At 49.5% G+C, this 17,694-nt stretch carries 13 protein-coding genes, 14 tRNA genes and 2 pseudogenes; 22 read left to right on the forward strand and 7 right to left on the reverse strand.

Annotated elements, in window-relative coordinates:
- Nucleotides 1-19: 19 nt before the first annotated feature.
- The 14 genes from MKY64_RS00005 (at nt 20) to MKY64_RS00070 (ending at nt 1,448) form a co-directional block, all read left to right on the forward strand.
- Nucleotides 20-94: transfer RNA gene (locus MKY64_RS00005), tRNA-Glu, on the forward strand.
- A gap of 20 nt (nt 95-114) precedes the next feature.
- A tRNA-Val gene (locus MKY64_RS00010) sits at nt 115-190 on the forward strand.
- A gap of 32 nt (nt 191-222) precedes the next feature.
- Nucleotides 223-299: transfer RNA gene (locus tag MKY64_RS00015), tRNA-Met, on the forward strand.
- A 4-nt stretch (nt 300-303) separates the two neighbouring features.
- A tRNA-Asp gene (locus MKY64_RS00020) sits at nt 304-381 on the forward strand.
- 132 nt (nt 382-513) lie between these two features.
- Nucleotides 514-589: transfer RNA gene (locus MKY64_RS00025), tRNA-Phe, on the forward strand.
- Nucleotides 590-604: 15 nt separating this feature from the next.
- A tRNA-Thr gene (locus tag MKY64_RS00030) sits at nt 605-680 on the forward strand.
- Nucleotides 681-686: 6 nt separating this feature from the next.
- Nucleotides 687-772, forward strand: a tRNA-Tyr gene (locus MKY64_RS00035).
- Between the two features lie 6 nt (nt 773-778).
- A tRNA-Trp gene (locus tag MKY64_RS00040) sits at nt 779-852 on the forward strand.
- A gap of 27 nt (nt 853-879) precedes the next feature.
- Nucleotides 880-955, forward strand: a tRNA-His gene (locus MKY64_RS00045).
- Between the two features lie 48 nt (nt 956-1,003).
- A tRNA-His gene (locus MKY64_RS00050) sits at nt 1,004-1,079 on the forward strand.
- Between the two features lie 20 nt (nt 1,080-1,099).
- Nucleotides 1,100-1,174 (forward strand) — tRNA-Gln (locus MKY64_RS00055).
- Nucleotides 1,175-1,180: 6 nt separating this feature from the next.
- Nucleotides 1,181-1,255 (forward strand) — tRNA-Gly (locus MKY64_RS00060).
- Between the two features lie 8 nt (nt 1,256-1,263).
- Nucleotides 1,264-1,337, forward strand: a tRNA-Cys gene (locus tag MKY64_RS00065).
- A gap of 32 nt (nt 1,338-1,369) precedes the next feature.
- Nucleotides 1,370-1,448: transfer RNA gene (locus MKY64_RS00070), tRNA-Leu, on the forward strand.
- A 195-nt stretch (nt 1,449-1,643) separates the two neighbouring features.
- On the opposite strand, the gene MKY64_RS00075 is transcribed toward MKY64_RS00070, so the two are convergent.
- Together MKY64_RS00075 and MKY64_RS00080 are read right to left on the reverse strand one after the other, a co-directional pair.
- Nucleotides 1,644-3,140: a monooxygenase gene (locus tag MKY64_RS00075; RefSeq protein WP_340950352.1), complete on the reverse strand. Its 1,497-nt coding sequence runs from the start codon at nt 3,138-3,140 to the stop codon at nt 1,644-1,646.
- A 24-nt stretch (nt 3,141-3,164) separates the two neighbouring features.
- Complete coding sequence (locus MKY64_RS00080) at nt 3,165-3,620, reverse strand: RidA family protein (RefSeq protein WP_235192044.1); 456 nt, start codon at nt 3,618-3,620, stop codon at nt 3,165-3,167.
- 235 nt (nt 3,621-3,855) lie between these two features.
- On the opposite strand from MKY64_RS00080, the gene MKY64_RS00085 reads away from it, so the two are divergent.
- Both MKY64_RS00085 and MKY64_RS00090 read left to right on the forward strand, forming a co-directional pair.
- A complete protein-coding gene (locus MKY64_RS00085) occupies nt 3,856-4,332 on the forward strand; it encodes a MarR family transcriptional regulator (RefSeq protein WP_340950353.1) in 477 nt (158 codons plus the stop codon).
- Between the two features lie 59 nt (nt 4,333-4,391).
- A pseudogene (locus tag MKY64_RS00090) lies at nt 4,392-4,589 on the forward strand (thiamine pyrophosphate-binding protein); the annotation flags it as partial.
- A 262-nt stretch (nt 4,590-4,851) separates the two neighbouring features.
- Here MKY64_RS00090 and MKY64_RS00095 read toward each other — a convergent pair.
- On the reverse strand, nt 4,852-5,421 hold the full coding sequence (locus MKY64_RS00095) for a TetR/AcrR family transcriptional regulator (protein WP_340950355.1): 570 nt from the start codon (nt 5,419-5,421) through the stop codon (nt 4,852-4,854).
- A gap of 165 nt (nt 5,422-5,586) precedes the next feature.
- Here MKY64_RS00095 and MKY64_RS00100 point away from each other — a divergent pair, with 165 nt between their 5' ends.
- On the forward strand, nt 5,587-6,546 hold the full coding sequence (locus tag MKY64_RS00100) for a carotenoid biosynthesis protein (RefSeq protein WP_340950358.1): 960 nt from the start codon (nt 5,587-5,589) through the stop codon (nt 6,544-6,546).
- Nucleotides 6,547-6,615: 69 nt separating this feature from the next.
- Here MKY64_RS00100 and MKY64_RS33350 read toward each other — a convergent pair.
- The 3 genes and pseudogenes from MKY64_RS33350 to MKY64_RS00110 form a co-directional block, all read right to left on the reverse strand.
- A pseudogene (locus MKY64_RS33350) lies at nt 6,616-6,705 on the reverse strand (aldo/keto reductase); the annotation flags it as partial.
- Nucleotides 6,702-7,682, reverse strand: a complete 981-nt coding sequence (locus MKY64_RS00105) for a serine hydrolase domain-containing protein (protein WP_340950360.1) — start codon at nt 7,680-7,682, stop codon at nt 6,702-6,704. The pseudogene MKY64_RS33350 and the gene MKY64_RS00105, both read right to left, overlap by 4 nt.
- A 175-nt stretch (nt 7,683-7,857) precedes the next feature.
- A complete protein-coding gene (locus tag MKY64_RS00110) occupies nt 7,858-8,778 on the reverse strand; it encodes an aldo/keto reductase (protein ID WP_340950361.1) in 921 nt (306 codons plus the stop codon).
- A 157-nt stretch (nt 8,779-8,935) separates the two neighbouring features.
- Here MKY64_RS00110 and MKY64_RS00115 point away from each other — a divergent pair, with 157 nt between their 5' ends.
- Both MKY64_RS00115 and MKY64_RS00120 read left to right on the forward strand, forming a co-directional pair.
- Nucleotides 8,936-9,328, forward strand: a complete 393-nt coding sequence (locus MKY64_RS00115) for a MerR family transcriptional regulator (RefSeq protein ID WP_076085605.1) — start codon at nt 8,936-8,938, stop codon at nt 9,326-9,328.
- A gap of 108 nt (nt 9,329-9,436) precedes the next feature.
- The gene (locus MKY64_RS00120) at nt 9,437-12,502 is read left to right on the forward strand and encodes a glycoside hydrolase family 2 TIM barrel-domain containing protein (RefSeq protein ID WP_340950362.1); all 3,066 of its coding nucleotides are present in this window, start codon (nt 9,437-9,439) and stop codon (nt 12,500-12,502) included.
- 50 nt (nt 12,503-12,552) lie between these two features.
- Here MKY64_RS00120 and MKY64_RS00125 read toward each other — a convergent pair whose 3' ends face one another.
- Nucleotides 12,553-13,434: a helix-turn-helix transcriptional regulator gene (locus MKY64_RS00125; protein WP_340950365.1), complete on the reverse strand. Its 882-nt coding sequence runs from the start codon at nt 13,432-13,434 to the stop codon at nt 12,553-12,555.
- Between the two features lie 569 nt (nt 13,435-14,003).
- Between MKY64_RS00125 and MKY64_RS00130 the strand changes: the two genes are divergently transcribed.
- The 3 genes from MKY64_RS00130 to MKY64_RS00140 all read left to right on the forward strand — a co-directional run bounded on the left by MKY64_RS00130 (nt 14,004) and on the right by MKY64_RS00140 (nt 17,544).
- On the forward strand, nt 14,004-14,870 hold the full coding sequence (locus tag MKY64_RS00130; protein ID WP_235192047.1) for an ABC transporter permease: 867 nt from the start codon (nt 14,004-14,006) through the stop codon (nt 14,868-14,870).
- A gap of 36 nt (nt 14,871-14,906) precedes the next feature.
- Nucleotides 14,907-15,800: a carbohydrate ABC transporter permease gene (locus MKY64_RS00135; protein WP_036700398.1), complete on the forward strand. Its 894-nt coding sequence runs from the start codon at nt 14,907-14,909 to the stop codon at nt 15,798-15,800.
- A 148-nt stretch (nt 15,801-15,948) separates the two neighbouring features.
- On the forward strand, nt 15,949-17,544 hold the full coding sequence (locus MKY64_RS00140; protein ID WP_036731074.1) for an extracellular solute-binding protein: 1,596 nt from the start codon (nt 15,949-15,951) through the stop codon (nt 17,542-17,544).
- Nucleotides 17,545-17,694 lie beyond the last annotated feature (150 nt).

Raw genomic sequence — 17,694 nt, forward strand, 5'->3', positions numbered from 1 at the left:
AATACTTTTTACACAGCATGGCTCGTTGGTCAAGGGGTTAAGACACCTCCCTTTCACGGAGGTAACATGGGTTCGAATCCCATACGAGTCACCATTTTTTTGGAACTGATACATGGAGGCTTAGCTCAGCTGGGAGAGCATCTGCCTTACAAGCAGAGGGTCGGGGGTTCGAACCCCTCAGCCTCCACCATCTATCTTAACCGAATAGATTTTGTTCAATGACGCGGGGTGGAGCAGCCCGGTAGCTCGTCGGGCTCATAACCCGAAGGCCGCAGGTTCAAATCCTGCCCCCGCAACCAATTTGGAACCGTGGTGTAGTTGGCCTAACATGCCTGCCTGTCACGCAGGAGATCGCGGGTTCGAATCCCGTCGGTTCCGCCATTTTTAATGGCGTAAGGGATGAGAAATCCCTGGGTTCGTTGAAGCATAGGCATCGTAAGGAATACTTCGCAATCTCGTAACGGAGTGAAGAGTATCCCGTCGGTTCCGCCATCTTTACAAAATTACTTTTATGGCTCGGTAGCTCAGTCGGTAGAGCAAAGGACTGAAAATCCTTGTGTCGGGGGTTCGATTCCCTCCCGCGCCACCATACACAACTTAATATGCCGGTGTAGCTCAATTGGTAGAGCAACTGACTTGTAATCAGTAGGTTGGGGGTTCAAGTCCTCTCGCCGGCACCATACCGTGGAGGCTTAGCGAAGTGGCCAAACGCATCAGACTGTAAATCTGCTCACGTACGTGTTCGGTGGTTCGAATCCATCAGCCTCCACCATTTTTTAGGGGCATAGTTTAAAGGTAGAACAACGGTCTCCAAAACCGTTGGTGTGGGTTCAATTCCTGCTGCCCCTGCCAAGTAATTTCATATAAAAGAATCATATGGCGACCGTGGCGAAGGGGTTAACGCACCGGATTGTGGTTCCGGCATTCGTGGGTTCGAGACCCATCGGTCGCCCCATTTCTTTTATAAGAATTACATAGCAATACAACTTAAAAGCTTCACATGGCGACCGTGGCGAAGGGGTTAACGCACCGGATTGTGGTTCCGGCATTCGTGGGTTCGAGACCCATCGGTCGCCCCATTTTCTTTTAAAAAATATATTGGGGATTAGCCAAGCGGTAAGGCAACGGACTTTGACTCCGTCATTCATAGGTTCGATTCCTATATCCCCAGCCATTATATGCGGACGTGGCTCAGCGGTAGAGCATCGCCTTGCCAAGGCGAGGGTCGCGGGTTCGATTCCCGTCGTCCGCTCCATTTCATGTGGTGCCATAGCCAAGTGGTAAGGCAAAGCTCTGCAAAAGCTTTATCCCCAGTTCAAATCTGGGTGGCACCTCCATTATTTTTTTTCTGGAATTTATATATGTGTACGCCGGCGTGGCGGAATGGCAGACGCGCTCGACTCAAAATCGAGTGGGAAACCGTGGAGGTTCGAGTCCTCTCGCCGGTATTATTTTTAGTAAGAACAGCCCATTAGATTTTTCATCTAATGGGCTGTTCTTATTTTTCTGGATCATTTCCCTACCGCAAAAGTTCCTCCAGTCGCCAGCTCCGCCGGCCGGTCAAGGATAACCAGCGCCACCGGAGTTCCTTGGCTTCGATCCTAGCAAGACAACACTGCGTGATTTTAGTTTATCCCGAATTACTACACGGTAATGTCTCCGCACCAGCGAATGATTCCTTCTTTTATGGTTTGAATTGGATTTGGATCGGATAGAGAAATCGCCCAGGCAATATGTCCATCCGGCCGAATAAGCGCCGTGTGGACGTCGTTCCAATCCGCGTCAGCCTCAGCTAAAGAGGCATGTACAACTTGAAGGTTGCTATACGTTTCCCATTGACCGCTATTCTGTTCATTAGAATGGAAATGCAACAGAAGAAAAGTACCTTTGTGCAGGAGTGGATAGGAGTTAATTAATTGCCCATCTTTCAGCTTTAAGCTTAGATCTTTGAAACGTTTCCCGTTTAAAGGATGGGAACGCGCTTCGGCGTCGGGTGCATAATGTACGTCCAGGGCGGAAATTTGTGCAGCGATTTGATAATTAGCCTCCGGTATTTGAATCAGATTAGCCAGCATGCTTCGCAGTTCCGTGATGAGAGGCGTCACGTCCAGAAGCAGGGTTTGAACCTCGGTATTCCGGAGCAAGGCCGTATTCCATGGAAAACGTTCGGCATGATAACTGTCTAATAGCCAGTCTGGAGCCCAGCCTTTGATTGCTCCTGCAAGCTTCCAGCCTAGGTTCATCGCTTCTTGTAAGCCGACGTTCATTCCCTGTCCACCAGCGGGAAAATGAATGTGCGCCGAATCTCCCGCCAAGAACAATCGACCATTCCGATAGCGTCCCGCTTGCCGTGTAGCATTTCCAAATCGGGACATCCATTTCACATCGTTCAATCCCAGGTCGCTTCCGGTCGTACGGATGAGCGATGAACGAAACTCTTCCAATGTAACGCTCTCATCCTTGGAGACGTTACGTCTCTCCATATCGATCATCAAGACTCGATAGATATGATCATGTATTGGAATGATGCTGACCAATCCTTGTTCTGTAATTCGGGATATGACACTCATAGGAGCCAAATCAGATAGAACGGCATCCCCCAGAATAGCCGTGAAGGTCGCATCTGTACCTTCAAAGGATATATTTGCGTGTTTGCGAACCAAGCTTCTGGCTCCATCCGTACCTACCACATAAGCTGATCTTAACGTTGTTTCTCCATGCGGTCCCGCGATCTTAACGTTGACCCCATTCTCATCCTGATGCACAGACAGAGCCTCAACCTCTCTCAAGACCTCCGCGCCAAGACTAACAGTCCAGTCCTCCAGGACCTTCTCCGTCTCACTCTGCGGTAAAAAGAGGGTATGATTGGAAGAAGAATCCAACACCGAGAAATCCAAAGGAGTATCTAATCCGGCGAAATGTCCTCTCGAAAGTAAGCGGCCTTGCTTGATTAATTGTGATTTCACTCCACGCATATCTAATATTTCAAGCGTGCGTGGATGTACGGTAAGCGCACGTGAATATGGGGTTGTCTCCTTTAGTCGCTCAATGACGCATACCTTTACACCGGCTAAGGCCAATTCTCCAGCCAACATCATGCCGACAGGACCGCCACCGATCAGGATGACTTCATATTTCATATCAATAACCTCTTTCCTTATACATTATGGGAAGATCACGATAGCGTCTATTTCGATAAGCCATTCAGGATCGGCTAGTGCTTGAACGCCTATATAGGTACTTGCTGTCTTCGGCCAGTTAGGGCCAAACACATGAAATCCGGCGTCAAAAATAATCGAAATCAAATCCGGGCTGTGGTTAACAACAAAAATATTCATTTTTGCAATGCACAAGGGATCCGCTTGCACGGCTTCCAATGCATACTTAAGATTGGTGAACACTTGAATCGCTTGCGCGTAATAGTCCCCTGAACCGATCAATGCTCCTGATTCATCTACAGAAACCTGACCTGAGATGAAAGCCAGTTTTGAGGCAGTAGTTACCACGACATGAGAAATTACAGATGTAACCTTGTCCGTCAATATCTTCGGATTCACAATTTCCATAGGCAGGTAGGCTCCATTCCCATATTTATAAATCTTCTCTTGAAAAGTGGTCAAGTATTTCCAGTAAACCTCCTTCATCAATTATTGTTTCGTTGGAACCTTTTTTACTGCCTGTTAAAACAAGTGTGATGAAAATTATATTCTAATTTTGTTTCATATGAAACAATATCAGTTTACTTTGTTGCTATTTGTTCTGTCAACCCTAATATAAATAAGTGTATGAACATTTGTTTCACAGAGAACAATATATGATATAATAATAAAAACAAGTTTAGGAGCCAGTATAATCATGGATACTGCCAATAAGAACAAAACCGCCATTCATAAATTTTTCGTTCAGTTTCTTGAGCAAAAAGAGCAATATGAAACCCGAATAACTGCCACATACCTGGAGGATATCCGGAAACATATTGAATCGGAATTCAGCTTGAATATGACGGAACTGCACATCATTGCGTGCATCGGTGAGCAGGAGCCGATCAATCTCACTTCCATCGCGGAGAGAATAAATTTAAGCAAAGGAAATACCTCCAAAATTGCAAATAAATTACTAAAGGCAGGTTGGGTTCGAAAAGCCCAGCTCAACGACAACAAAAAGGAAGTGTATTTTCGGCTAACGTCTGTCGGCAAAAAGCTATTTGCTGCTCATGATGAGCTTCATGCGAAGGAAAAGCAAAGAATGTACGAATTTTTGGGGAAATATAACGAAAGCGAGCTTGAATTTATTAAACAGTTGTTTGGAGATATGGTTGACTTCTATCGCTAACTTACCTCTCATCTGAGCATAAAGGGGTTAACTTTTTATTTTGCAAAGGAGGCTGCCCCATGGAACAGCAATTAGGAATGACGAATGAAACAACCATGCCAGCAGGGGAATATATCACCGGTTCGGAGGTGCTTTTGCGCGGCTTGCTGCAGGAAGGCGTAGAGTGCGTACTCGGTTATCCTGGCGGAAATGTGCTCTATATTTATGATGCGATGGTACATCAGCCGGATTTCAAGCATATCTTGACCCGGTACGAATAAGGCGCAGTCCTTGCGGCGGACAACCTCAGTCGTGAATTGAAATTCACATAATATGATAAGCAAGTGCTGGAAAAGATATCCGATGTCTACAGCCATGAATGGCCCTTCCAGCCTAATAGATAAATGAGCTTTCAGCGAAAGAGGCCGCACTTTTACAAGCAGCAAAAGATCAACCGGATCAGTCGGAATGAAATTGAATGTTGGCAAAAGAGCAGGGGAGCGGCCCGCAAAAAAGAGGGACCGCTTCATTTTTTATGATTTATAATTCCTCGGAATAAAAAGCCTTGGATACAGCCTCTGTGGCTTTATCAATAAAAGCTGCAACTTTACTCGGGCTTTCCTTCAGGCCACTACTCACCCACTTTTTAATAATGGCTATACTGCCATGAGCGGTAAACGTATACCAGGACTCAAATAATTGCGGATCAAAATATTTTAATTCCTGCTTCCATCGCTCAATCGTTAAATCGTGACTGATATAAAGGATCCTTTCTAATAATTCTTTATCGCCATGCTCGGAGAACAGAACCTCACATATTGTTTTATTCGCTTTTATATACTTACATAATTCATAAGATAGCTTTTGAGGGTTTGAAGAACTAATTCCAAGTTGCTTAATTTCTTCGTAAAGATCATTTTCGATCGTTGCAAGAAGCTCAAACTGATTCGCATAGTGTGAATAAAAGGTGTTGCGGTTAATCCCTGCTTCTCTGCAAATGTCGGTCACTGTAACTTTATTGATTGACCGTTCTGTCAGCAGCTTCAACAAGCTTTCTTTGATCACCATTTTTGTATATCTCACTCTATGATCTGTTTTTTTGTCTTCCATATTATCCTCCCAATTTAAAATAATAAAATAGTAAATGAACAAATCTAATGTGATTTGTATGATAACTAACATATCTCAATCGAACAGCCTGTTGTTTAAGTAACACAGTGAAATTATAATTTACTTGAACGTTCAATTCAAATTCAACTTAAATGGAGGTAAAATATGGGTGATATAACTGTCGTACCTGTATGGATAATTCAAGATATTAGCGTCTTAATTGCTGCTGTTCTAATGGTTTTTTATATCCTTGATAAGGAAACGCATCCCAAAACAGTTCTGCTGCAATTTCTTGGTTTTGTATTTTTTTACGCCGCCGTTTTTGAAATTACTGCTTCATCGCTTGGGGAAGGTTTCTACGCCTATGGGCGGAGTATCTTAATGTTATTTAATATACCGATTACTGTTCCTATTATTGAGTTTCTGATCATTTATTCCACTTTGCGTGTTCTGAAGTCTGTAAATATACCGTCCTGGACTAAACCCTTTATTACGGGCTTGAGCGCTATGGTATTTGACTTTTCACTCGATCCGGTGGCCGTTAAACAGATTTTTGAGACCATGGATGGAACCATTGCAAGATGGACGTATTATCCGCTGGCCGGGGAACCTCAGATCTATGGGGAACCCGTGATGAATTTTACAGGATGGATTTATATCGCGGGGTATTGGACAGTCTTTATTCTGATAGGGGAATGGTGGCATAAAAAGAAAGGCTACAGTAAAACCGTTGGTTACATCTATCCGTTTCTGGCGGCCCTTGCGTCATTGGCTTGTATGTTCTCACCGTTATCTAACTTCTTTAATTATATGGGGCCGTTCTTCGAAAGAACCTCTAATATGCAATGGGTGAATTTGATTGCACTTTCTGTAATTACAATCGGAGTTTTAGCATTAGCTTTCCTAAAGCTCTGGGACCGGAAGGTTAATTATTCAATCACTCCCAAAAAAGATTTTCCGATCATGTTTACGTTCTTAGGTTTCCCTCTGGTTAACACTATTTTTTGCCTTATAGGAGGTTTCACGGAAGTCTTGTGGCTGGTCGTTCTGGCTCAGATCATATTAATGTTAGCCTGGATTGGAATTTATAAGATGGGTAAAAAAGCAAGCCCAATCGCGAGGTAGTTAAAGAAAACACCGCCAGCTTTAGCCCAAAGAGGTCTAAAGTCTGGCGGTGTTTTTTTGCCTTCTTCGTTAAGGCAGAACATTCCCGGCTGCGCGGTAAATCTCATACCATTCCTCGCGGCTGAGGGTGATGTCCGAGGCTTTGGCGATATCGGTTACTCCTTTGTCGGCTCAAACAACGGTAGGATATACTTTGTAATCAATTCAATTCTGTCCTTCGCACGGGGCATGAAACGAGAAGCAATCGTAACTACGATTTTCTTGTTGGGATTTACGTAAATCGCATTTCCGCCGTCGCCCAAAGCCGCATAACAACCTTGTCCCTCATTGTTAACAATCCACCATAAATACCCGTAAGGTAACTCTCCCCATCGGCTGTTTTCTTGGGTACTGTCCTTGATCCATTTTGCGGATAGCATTCGCTTACCGTTCCACAAACCTTCATTTAGGTATAGCTGACCGATCTTTGCCATATCCAAGGGGGTTAAGGTAAGTCCCCAACCGGCGGTGCTCGTTCCTTTGGGATCTATGATCCAACCATTAACAAATTTATCTTTGAGGAACGCCAAATACTCTTCTTTACAATGTATATTCGCATTAGGGGGCGCTTTGATTCCCAACGGTTCAAACAGATGTTCTGTGGCAAAATCAAGTACAGATTGGCCGGTTGCATTGGTGAGGATTCCCGACAGGACCTGTAGGCCGATTGTGGAATACTTGAATCCTCCAGGATCGTCCTTGCCACCCAACAAGTCCAGCGCAGCTTTGGTCCAATCCTCGCTGGTATAGACTTTTGTATATGGCTCCGACTTGTATTTATATGGTGCGGTCATTGTCAGTATATTTTTAATTGTGATATTCTGTATCATTTTTTCACCGCGTTTGACCGTGTAATCAGGAAAAAATTCCAATACTTTCTGGTCAATGCTATTAATATAGCCTTTGTCTATGGCAATGCCGATCAGTGCAGACACAACGCTCTTCGTCACCGATGCAATATGTATCGGATCGTTAGCGGTGTAGCCGTCAAAATAGCCTTCATATACCTTTTCGCTGCCGAGCAGTACTACAATACCAGCAATATTGCCATACTCTGTTTTAATCAGATTCTCGAAATCTAGAATTCTGTTATTCATAGTTGTTCTCCTTCTAAATATAAGTACATCGATGTCTGTGAAAAGCGTATTATGATATAAAATTTTTTGCAAGAGCCTATTATAAAACTTGCTTGAAGTCATGGGTGCAATACAAAAAGACCCGCAACCCCCTTTCTAAAGAGGATTTGCAGGTCTTTCATACAGATGGTCTGGTTTAAGGCAGCACATTTCCCGCTGCGCGGTAAATTTCGTACCATTCCTCGCGGCTGAGGGTGATGCTTGAGGCCTTGGCGATGTCGAGCAGGCGCGCGGTGTTGGTGGTGCCGACAATCGGCTGCATTTTGGCCGGATGGCGAAGCAGCCAAGCGGTCGCGATGGCGGTATCGGTTACCTCTTTTTCTGCGGCAAGACGGTTAATCACTTCATTCACCTTAGGGAACTTCTCGTTGCCCAGGAATACGCCCTCGAAGAATCCATATTGGAACGGCGACCAGGGCTGGATGGTCATATCGTGCAGGCGGCTGTACTCCAGGATTCCGCCATCGTGGACTACGGAACCCGCATTGGTCATGTTGACATTGAAGCCGGCATCAATCATGCCGGTAACCATGATGCTGAGCTGAAGCTGGTTGAAGAGGAGGGGCTGCTTGACATTCTTTTTCAACAGCTCAATCTGTAGAGGGTTCTGGTTGCTGACGCCGAAATGCTTGACCAGCCCTCTGCGCTCCAGATCATCGAAGGCTTCGGCTACTTCTTCCGGCTCCATCAGGGTATCGGGGCGGTGGAGGAGCAGGACATCTACATAATCGGTCTGCAGCCGCTTCAAGCTGTTCTCTACTGAGCTCACGATATGCTCCTTGGAGAAGTCGAAGAAGCCATTGCGGATGCCGCATTTGGCCTGGATCATGAGCCGGTCGCGCATGCCGGGATTTGCAGCCAGTACATCCCCGAATACTTCCTCCGCTTTGCCGCCGGCATAAATATCCGCATGATCAAAAAAGTCTATGCCGACCTCAAGGGCGCTTTGGATATGGACTTCAGCCTCTTTGGGAGACAAATCAGCGATCCGCATACAGCCGAGTGAAATCTCGGACACCTCAAGTGTACCGTTAGCCACATTAATTCTTTTTACCATTAATTATTCACTCCTTAAATGAAGGTATAGTGTAAGCTTAGACCTTAGAGTTAGGTGTAAGTCAATAGAATCATAGAGTGGCTGTTCATAGAAACGGATTGGTGTTACCTTTACATATAGGTGAAGCCAGCCATGGTTGGCAGAAAGGAGCTGCATGATGGGATACAGCATCAAAACCATAGCACAAAAAAGCGGACTGAGCCAATATACGCTGCGTTACTACGAACGGGAGGGTGTATTGCCGGTTGTGGCAAGGGATGTGAACGGTAACCGTTGCTTCAATGATGAGGATCTGGAGCTGATCTCGCTAATCTGCTGCCTGAAGGATACCGGAATGGCTATAGCGGACATTAAGCAATTCATTGCGTTCTCGCAGGAAGGCAGGGACCGTCTGCCCGATCAGCGCAAGCTGCTGCAGGAGCATAAACAGCATATCGATGAGAAGATTAAGTTCTTTCAGAGCTTTGCCCGGAAGATTGACCATAAGATCGCTTATTTCGCCTCCCTTGAGAATGAAGCGAAAGCCTCCGGAAATCATAAAACCACCTGAAAAGTAAGTTATCTGCACCGAAGTTGTGATCCGCTTCTTGGAGCCGGGGCAAACTTTGGGTAGAATAAGGAACAGATTCACTTCAAGAAGATGAAGGAGGACACTATAATGTCAGGCAATGAACCTAGTCTGGATTGGCTGAGCGATGTATCTGTATTTAAGGTGAACCGGTTGGAAGCGCATTCGGACCACCGGTATTATAGAACGATGGAGGAAGCGGAGAGACAAGCCCCCATGGCGCTGCGCCACTCTCTGAACGGAGATTGGAAATTCAGTTATGCAGTGAATGTCGCAGCCCGTGTGCAGAATTTCTATAAGACGGAATATGATACGAGAGGCTGGGGGGACATCCAGGTACCGGGTCATATTCAGCTTCAGGGGTACGGCAGGCCGCAATATGCGAATACGATGTACCCTTGGGACGGTCTGGATGCTGTAAGACCGCCGGAGATTCCGGTGAGCAGTAATACGGTGGGCAGCTATGTGAAGTTTTTTGAGGTGCCGGAGAATATGGGGAAGGGACCGGTCTTTATTTCTTTTCAGGGGGTAGAGGCGGCTTGTTATGTATGGTTGAACGGGCACTTCGTCGGCTACAGTGAAGACAGCTTCACCCCTGCGGAATTTGAATTGACACCCTATCTGCAGGAAGGAGCCAATAAGCTCGCGGTTGAGGTCTATCAGCGCTGCACGGGGAGCTGGCTGGAGGATCAGGATTTCTGGCGGTTCTCGGGGATTTTTCGTGAGGTGTATTTGTATACGGTTCCTGAGCTGCATGTACAGGATCTGCGGATTCAGGCGGGGCTGGATGCTTCCTATGAGGAAGGCAAGTTAACGGCTGAACTTCGCATGGCATCAGAGGCCGAGGCTATGATCCGAATGGAGCTGAAGAATGCGGCAGGCGCTGTGGTGGCGACAGCAGAAGGACGGGCTGTGGCGGGCAAGGCGGCTCTGAGTATGGATGCAGGCAAGGTGTTCCTGTGGAGCGCGGAGAATCCGTACCTGTATAACGTCTGTATCTCTGTAAGTAATAGCGAAGGGAAACTGGTGGAGGCGATTGTGCAGCGGGCGGGCTTCCGCGTGTTCGAGCTGAAGGACAAGCTGATGCTGCTGAACGGCCAACGGATCATGTTCAAAGGCGTCAACCGCCATGAGTTCAACCCCCGCACAGGACGGAACATCTCCAGGGAAGATATGATTAAGGATATCATCATCCTGAAGCAGAATAATATCAACGCAGTGCGGACCTCGCATTATCCGAATCAGACGCTCTGGTATGAGCTGTGTGATGAATACGGGGTGTATGTGATTGATGAGATGAATCTGGAATCCCATGGCTCGTGGCAGAAGATGGGCGCCGTTGAGCCGTCCTGGAACATCCCCGGGGATAAGCCGGAGTGGGAGGGGATTGTCATGGACCGGGCGGTATCGATGCTGGAGCGCGATAAAAATCATCCGTCGATCCTGATCTGGTCCTGCGGCAATGAATCGTATGCGGGTGAGGTCATTTTCAAGGTGTCCCATTACTTCCGCAAGGCTGATCCGGGACGGCTGGTGCATTATGAAGGAGTCTTCCATAACCGCAAATATAATGACAGCAGTGATATGGAGAGCCGGATGTATGCCAAGCCCGCCGACATTGTGGAGTACCTGGAGAATCAGCCGGATAAGCCGTATATCAGCTGTGAGTATATGCATGCTATGGGGAATTCGGTTGGAGGACTCCATAAATATATCGAGCTGGAGAGCCGTTATCCGCTCTATCAGGGCGGCTTCATCTGGGATTACATCGATCAGGCGCTGGTAGCCAAGGACCGGTACGGTGAAGAGTATCTGGCGTATGGAGGGGATTTCAATGACCGGCCGACGGACTACAGCTTCTGCGGTAACGGGATCGTCTTCGCTGACCGGACCCTTACGCCGAAGATGCAAGAGGTGAAGTTCCTCTACCAGAACATCCGGCTGGTTCCTGAAGCGGATGCCGTGACGGTGATCAACGGCAATCTGTTCGAGGGAACGGAGCGGCTGCTGCTGGAGTTCAGGTTGCTCAGAGAAGGACGGGAAATCTTCAAGGGGCAGCAGGAGCTTGCGGTTGCGGCTCAGGAAGAGGCGAGAATCTCGCTGGAACTGCCGGATGTATCCACAGCTCCAGGGGAGTACACGCTGGCGGTAAGTCTTACGCTGAAGGAAGCTGAACTATGGGCGGATTCCGGGTTCGAGACCGCTTATGGAGAGCATGTGTTCCGCGTAGAAGCAGCCGGGGCAACAGCAGGCGGGAAAAAGGCACTGCTGCCTGCGTCCGGGGAGTTCGGCGTCATTGAAGGGGATGTAAATATCGGGGTCACCGGGCGCGGCTTCTCCGCCCTGTTCTCCAAGCAGGCGGGCTCCCTGGTGTCGCTCTGCTACGGGGGGCGCGAGATGATTGCGACTCCGCCGGCTCCGCTGTTCTGGCGGGCCACCACCGACAATGACAAAGGGACTGGCCTGGGGTACCATGCCGGCGGCTGGTTCGCGGCCAGTCTGGCCCGCCAGTGTACGGCGGTCAGCCTGCACACCGAAGCAGACCGGGCTACGGTCAGCTTCGACTACGCCTTCAGCATCAGCAGTGAGCTGAAGGCAAGCATTGAATACACGGTTCATGCCGACGGCAGCGTCCGTGTCCGGATGGTCTACACCGGAGCAGACGGCTTGCCGGATGTGCCGGTAGTGGCGGTATCCTTCCGGATGCCGGCAGACTACGAGGCCTCCGAGTGGTATGCCCGCGGACCGGAAGAGAACTATAGTGACCGCGCATATGGAGCGCGGCTCACCCGCTTCCGCCGTAAGGTGACGGAGCTGCCGTCACCGTATCTGGTACCGCAGGAATCCGGCAACCGGACGGGCGTCCGTGAGGTGAGCATCACGGACAGCCGAGGGTATGGGCTGCAAGTTCAGGCGGCTGCGGGCCAGCCGCTGGAATGTACGCTGTCACCGTATACAGCGTTCGAGCTGGAGCAGGCAGCACATGCTTATGAGCTGCCTAAGGTGCACTATACGGTTGTCACCCTCGCTGCACAGCAGATGGGTGTGGGCGGGGATGACAGCTGGGGAGCGCCGGTGCATCCGGAATACCGGATCGCAGCGGGTCAGCAGCTGGAATTCGAGTTCACGCTGACGGCGGCATTGCCGGAGGCGTAATCATCACTAAGTAAACAGGCCATCAGCGTATTCTTCGCTGATGGCCTGTTTCATGAGAAGCGCTGCCGGTATTCGCGCGGCGACAACCCCTCCAGCTTCATGAAGCTGGAGCTGAAGTAGGAGGATTGGTTGAAGCCGACCTCTTCGGCAATCCGGGAGATCGGGAAGCTGGTCTGCATTAGCAGCAGCTTGCTCTGTCCGATACGGTAGCGGAGCAGATATTCCATGGGTGAACAGCCATATACCTTGTTCATGCAACGGGCGATATAGACCGGATGGAAGTTGAGGCTGTCTCCCAGCATGGCGGTTGTAATCTCTTCACGGTAGTGGGTGCGGAGATAGGAGGCGGCCTGCTCGGCACATAGGGTGGTTTGGGAGCTGCGGTGCTCCGGGTTCACAGAAGCGGCCAGCTGCTGCAGAAGATCCTGGAAGAGGAGCTGCTGCCTGAAGCGGACGGCTTCGAGGTGGGCGGTGGCCTGCAATTGCGTGAGCTGCTCCAATACCTCGTAAGCTCTGTCCGGCAGAAGTAAGTTAACAAACTGCGATAACACCAGATTGAAGGAGCTGATATCGAATAGAGAAGCGGGATGCTCTCCTGTAGTCTCAGTCAGAGTGCCGGAAGCGGACCCTGTCACCGATAAGGCGGGCAGGTCATGGAAGGTCTGAAAGTGGAGCCAATGATAGGCCGTATCCTCCTTGCAGCCTTCGGTTCCAAAGTGGTGGCAGTCGGGGCGAAGGATCAAGGCATCGCCTGCCTTCACGGTGAAGCGCTGCTCCTCCTCGCCGATATACAGGCATCCCTGCTGGACAATGAGCAAGTCAAATACCTTGATCTGCTGGCGGCTCCGGTGCTGATAGCCGGGCTGGCAGTGATTGAGGCCGCTGGCTATATAATGCGGCAGGGGAGGGATGCGGAACAGAAGCGGGTTCATGGGCTGGCCTCCTGAAGAAAGTTTGGATATTGAAAGTTTAGGTTGGAGAATTAGTACATTTCCCAGAGTATATCACCTATAATTTATTACAGGCAAGTTTAAATCGTAAGGCTGTGGATAGGTCCAGCGCGACCACCCGAATTCCCCCGGATTCTTCTCCTTAAGGAGTACTCCGGGGGCTTATTTGCGTTGAACTTGCGATTACTGCACAAATGTATGATAAGTGCACAGTGCGGTTAGCCGTAAAGTACAGGAATATCCCGAAGCTTCACTGTTCAGCCGCAGGAGGCTTCTTCTATACTCAGGTCATACATTGGATTTCACGAAGCCGCAGGGGCCATCAAGGCCCAAGGGCAGAGGCTTCGAACCCAGTGACGCGGCAACTTATCTATAGGCATAGGAGAGTGAAGGCTTTGAGACACCGCAAACGCAAGACCGGTATACCGCTCGTCACCCAGCTTCCCTTGAAGGGAACAGGCGGGCTGTCCACGCAGCTTGAGTCCGGCACCCGGAAGACAAGGAAGAAGGGCTTCGTGTATGAGCTGGTCCATAACCGGATTCTGTTCCTGATGCTGCTGCCTACGCTGTTGTTCTTTCTAATTAACTCGTATTTTCCGATGGTCGGGGTCTATTATGCATTCACGCAGTTTGATTTCAATTCCGGGCTGTTCGACGCTCCCTTCGTGGGGCTCAAGAACTTTGAATTCCTCTGGAAGTCGGGCACGCTGGTGAAGCTGACGCTCAATACGATCGGCTACAATCTGGCTTTTATTTTACTCGGGAATGTGCTGGCGATTATCTGTGCGATTCTGCTCAGCGAGCTGCGGGTGAAGTGGTTCAAGAAGCTGACCCAATCGGTCATGTTCCTGCCGTATTTCGTATCGTTCGTTATTCTGAGCGTTATCGTCTACAATGTGTTCAATTATGATAACGGTTTCTTGAATACGCTGCTGACGCAGTTCGGGGCGAATCCGGTGGATGTCTATAATAATCCGGTTATCTGGATTTTCCTGATCATTCTCTTTTATCTCTGGAAAAATCTCGGCTACAGCATGGTCATCTACCTGGCCTCCATCACGGGCATCAGTGAGGAATACTATGAAGCGGCCAAAATTGACGGTGCCCACATTTTTCAGCGGATCTGGTATATCACGGTGCCGATGCTGAAATCGACCTTCGTCATGCTGCTGCTGTTCTCGCTGGGGAGTATTATGAAGGGGCAGTTTGACCTCTTTTACCAGCTGATTGGCAATAACGGGGTGCTGTACAATACAACGGATATTCTGGATACGTACGTGTTCCGTTCGCTCAAGGTGACCTTCGATGTCGGGATGGCCACGGCGGCCGGCCTGTACCAATCACTGTTCGGCTTCTTCCTGATTATGACGGTCAACTATATCATCCGTAAAATAAATGACGATTACGCCTTGTTCTAGGTTGTGCGGAACCTGCTGCGGAAGGAGAGAAAGAGCATGCAAATCAAAGACGACTCGTACACCAGACTACTCCAGGGAGTGGCTTACACCGTAATTATACTGGGCTCCTTAGCCTGTCTGATTCCGTTCCTGCTGATTATTTCGGCTTCCCTGACAGCTAATGAGTCCATCATCAAGGATGGTTATCATTTCATCCCGGCGCAGTTCTCGCTGGAGGGCTACAAGACGGTATTCACCTTCCCTGATGAGGTACTGCGGGCGTATGGGGTGACGCTGTTTACTACGGTGACGGGGACGACGCTGGGACTGTTCTTCATGACGATGGCCGGGTATGTGCTGGCCCGCAAGGATTTCAAATACCGCAATACCTTCTCGTTCTATATTTACTTCACGACCCTGTTCGGCGGGGGGCTGGTGCCCTGGTACATTATGATCACCAAGTATCTGCATCTGACGGACTCTTACGGGGCGCTGATTTTCCCTGGCTTGATGACGCCGTTCCTGATTATTCTGATGAAGAATTTCATCCGCTCGGCGGTGCCGGAGGAGCTGTTCGAATCGGCCAAGATTGACGGGGCGGGGGATTTCAAAATATACTGGCGCATTGTACTGCAGCTCTCGATGCCCGGGATTGCTACGGTAGGCCTGTTCCTTGCGCTGGCTTACTGGAACGACTGGTTCTCCTCATCGCTGTTCATTAATGATCCGCATAAGTATCAGCTGCAGTTCCATTTGTACAATGTCATCAACTCAGCCTCCTTCATCGCCAATATGGGCGCGGGTACCGGGGTCAGCTTAGGCAGTGATCTGCCGACAGAATCCACCAAGATGGCGATGGCGATTGTGGTCACAGGACCGATTCTGTTCCTGTATCCGTTCATCCAGCGTTATTTCGTGAAGGGTCTGACGATCGGAGCGGTGAAAGGTTAGAACCGGCTGGCAGACTGTACCTTTACCGTACATCTGCTATATCGGCTAACATAGAGTTAGACACAAGGATGGTATGCTTCCGGGTAGAGAACTGCACGAGGGCATCGGGGAAGCGTGGGCTTACAACAAATTCTAGGAGGGTTCATTCATGAGAAAGAAAGCAGGCAGACGATCTTTGGTTACGCTTACAACTGGATTGCTCGCTCTATCGCTCCTGGCCGGTTGCGGCGGGGGGAACAGCAATGGCAATACCGGCAGCGCCGGGAAGGACGGCAACGCAGGCACACCGCCTGCATCAGAGGGAGTTGCTCCGGCAGCGGATAGCGGGATCGACACCTCGAAAAAGGTGGAGCTGCAATTCTATATGCTCGGCGATGCTCCTAAGGATCTTCCGGCCATCCAGGCGGAGGTCAACAAAATGGCTGAAGCGGACCTGAACGCCACGGTGAAGTTCAACTTCACCAGCTGGACGGACTGGGATCAGAAGTATAAGCTGCTGCTGTCCTCCGGGCAGGCGATAGATCTGATTTTTACGGCGGACTGGACGCAATATCAATCCTATGCGAAGCGCGGTGCCTTCCTGGCACTGGATGATCTGCTACCTAAGGCGGCTCCCGAGCTCCAGAAATTCGTCCCTGAGAAGATGTGGGAGGACGTTAAGGTTGACGGTAAAATCTATACGGTTCCGGCGACCTTCAAGGAGTATGTAACCAACGGGTTCGTCTACCGCGAAGATCTGCGTAAGAAATACAATCTCCCGGAGCCCAAGGACTTGGCCAGCTATGAGGCTTATATGGACGGCATTGTCAAAAACGAGCCGGATATGATGCCGATGTCCCTCAACAGCGATGTGGGTAACAACCTTCATTATATCTATACGGAGCTGCATAAAATGGTCGGCGCGCTGCCGTACGGCATGGGTGTGAAGTATGATTCTCCGTCCACGGTCTACTCCTACTGGGGCTCCGAGGAGCAAAAAGAAGAGCTGAAGATGATGAAGCGCTGGGCCGATAAAGGCTTTATTCCAAAGAATGTGCTGAATATTAAGGATACGATGCAGGACCCGGTCACTTCAGGTAAAGCGGCCAGCATGTTCGGGGACAATCCTAACCGGTTCAATGATATGAAAATGAAGATCAGCACAACTCATCCGGATTGGGAGCTGGCGTATTCTCCTTTCGGCTTAACCACCGGCTATGCGACCCCTGTACATCCGATTCACAACGGGTTCGCTATTCCGAAGAGCAGCAAGAACCCGGAGCGGGCGCTTGCCTTCTATCAGAAGATGGTGCTCGACAAACGGTATAATCAGCTGACGCAATACGGTATTGAAGGCAAGAACTACACAGTAGAAGACGGCTATTACAAGCTGGTCGGCACCAGTACCTCCAATGGCTTCACCCGTGAGGGCATGAACGGCTGGGCGTGGAGAAATCCGGAGTTCATGCTGTTTGACAAGGGCTTCGACGGGGTCAAGGCGATCTTTGATGAGCTGGATAAAATCCAGAAGCCGGACCTGTTCCTGGGCTTCGCCGAGGACTACACCTCCTATCAGGCAGAGAAGGCTGCGCTTGAGCAGGTAGAGAAGCAGTACCTGTTCCCGCTGGAGGCCGGACTGGTGGATGATGTGGATAAGGGCCTGGAGACCTTCATGCAGAAGGCCAAGCAGGCGGGCCTGGAGAAGATTCAGGCGGAGTGGACGAAGCAGTGGGAGGCTTATGTGGCTGAGAAAGGTCTAAAATAATGAAGGGAGCCCCGGGAGCCGAATGGCTTTTGGGGCTTTTTGTGTGCGCGGGAGCTGGAGTGGGTGCTGGAGTGGGTGCTGGTGCTGGTGCTGGAGTGGCGATGGCGCTTGGGTGGACGCTCCGAAAACGGAACGATGTTCCGATCGCTG

The sequence above is a fragment of the Paenibacillus sp. FSL R7-0210 genome (assembly GCF_038009085.1).
Classification (GTDB): Bacteria; Bacillota; Bacilli; order Paenibacillales; family Paenibacillaceae; genus Paenibacillus_AQ; species Paenibacillus_AQ silagei.

Bases quoted from the DNA above. Each gene is read 5' to 3' on its own strand.
- MKY64_RS00075 (WP_340950352.1), bottom strand. From the start codon at position 3,140: ATGAAATATGAAGTCATCCTGATCGGTGGCGGTCCTGTCGGCATGATG.
- MKY64_RS00085 (WP_340950353.1), top strand. From the start codon at position 3,856: ATGGATACTGCCAATAAGAACAAAACCGCCATTCATAAATTTTTCGTT.
- MKY64_RS00095 (WP_340950355.1), bottom strand. From the start codon at position 5,421: ATGGAAGACAAAAAAACAGATCATAGAGTGAGATATACAAAAATGGTG.
- MKY64_RS00100 (WP_340950358.1), top strand. From the start codon at position 5,587: ATGGGTGATATAACTGTCGTACCTGTATGGATAATTCAAGATATTAGC.
- MKY64_RS00105 (WP_340950360.1), bottom strand. From the start codon at position 7,682: ATGAATAACAGAATTCTAGATTTCGAGAATCTGATTAAAACAGAGTAT.
- MKY64_RS00110 (WP_340950361.1), bottom strand. From the start codon at position 8,778: ATGGTAAAAAGAATTAATGTGGCTAACGGTACACTTGAGGTGTCCGAG.
- MKY64_RS00115 (WP_076085605.1), top strand. From the start codon at position 8,936: ATGGGATACAGCATCAAAACCATAGCACAAAAAAGCGGACTGAGCCAA.
- MKY64_RS00120 (WP_340950362.1), top strand. From the start codon at position 9,437: ATGTCAGGCAATGAACCTAGTCTGGATTGGCTGAGCGATGTATCTGTA.
- MKY64_RS00125 (WP_340950365.1), bottom strand. From the start codon at position 13,434: ATGAACCCGCTTCTGTTCCGCATCCCTCCCCTGCCGCATTATATAGCC.
- MKY64_RS00130 (WP_235192047.1), top strand. From the start codon at position 14,004: ATGCTGCTGCCTACGCTGTTGTTCTTTCTAATTAACTCGTATTTTCCG.
- MKY64_RS00135 (WP_036700398.1), top strand. From the start codon at position 14,907: ATGCAAATCAAAGACGACTCGTACACCAGACTACTCCAGGGAGTGGCT.
- MKY64_RS00140 (WP_036731074.1), top strand. From the start codon at position 15,949: ATGAGAAAGAAAGCAGGCAGACGATCTTTGGTTACGCTTACAACTGGA.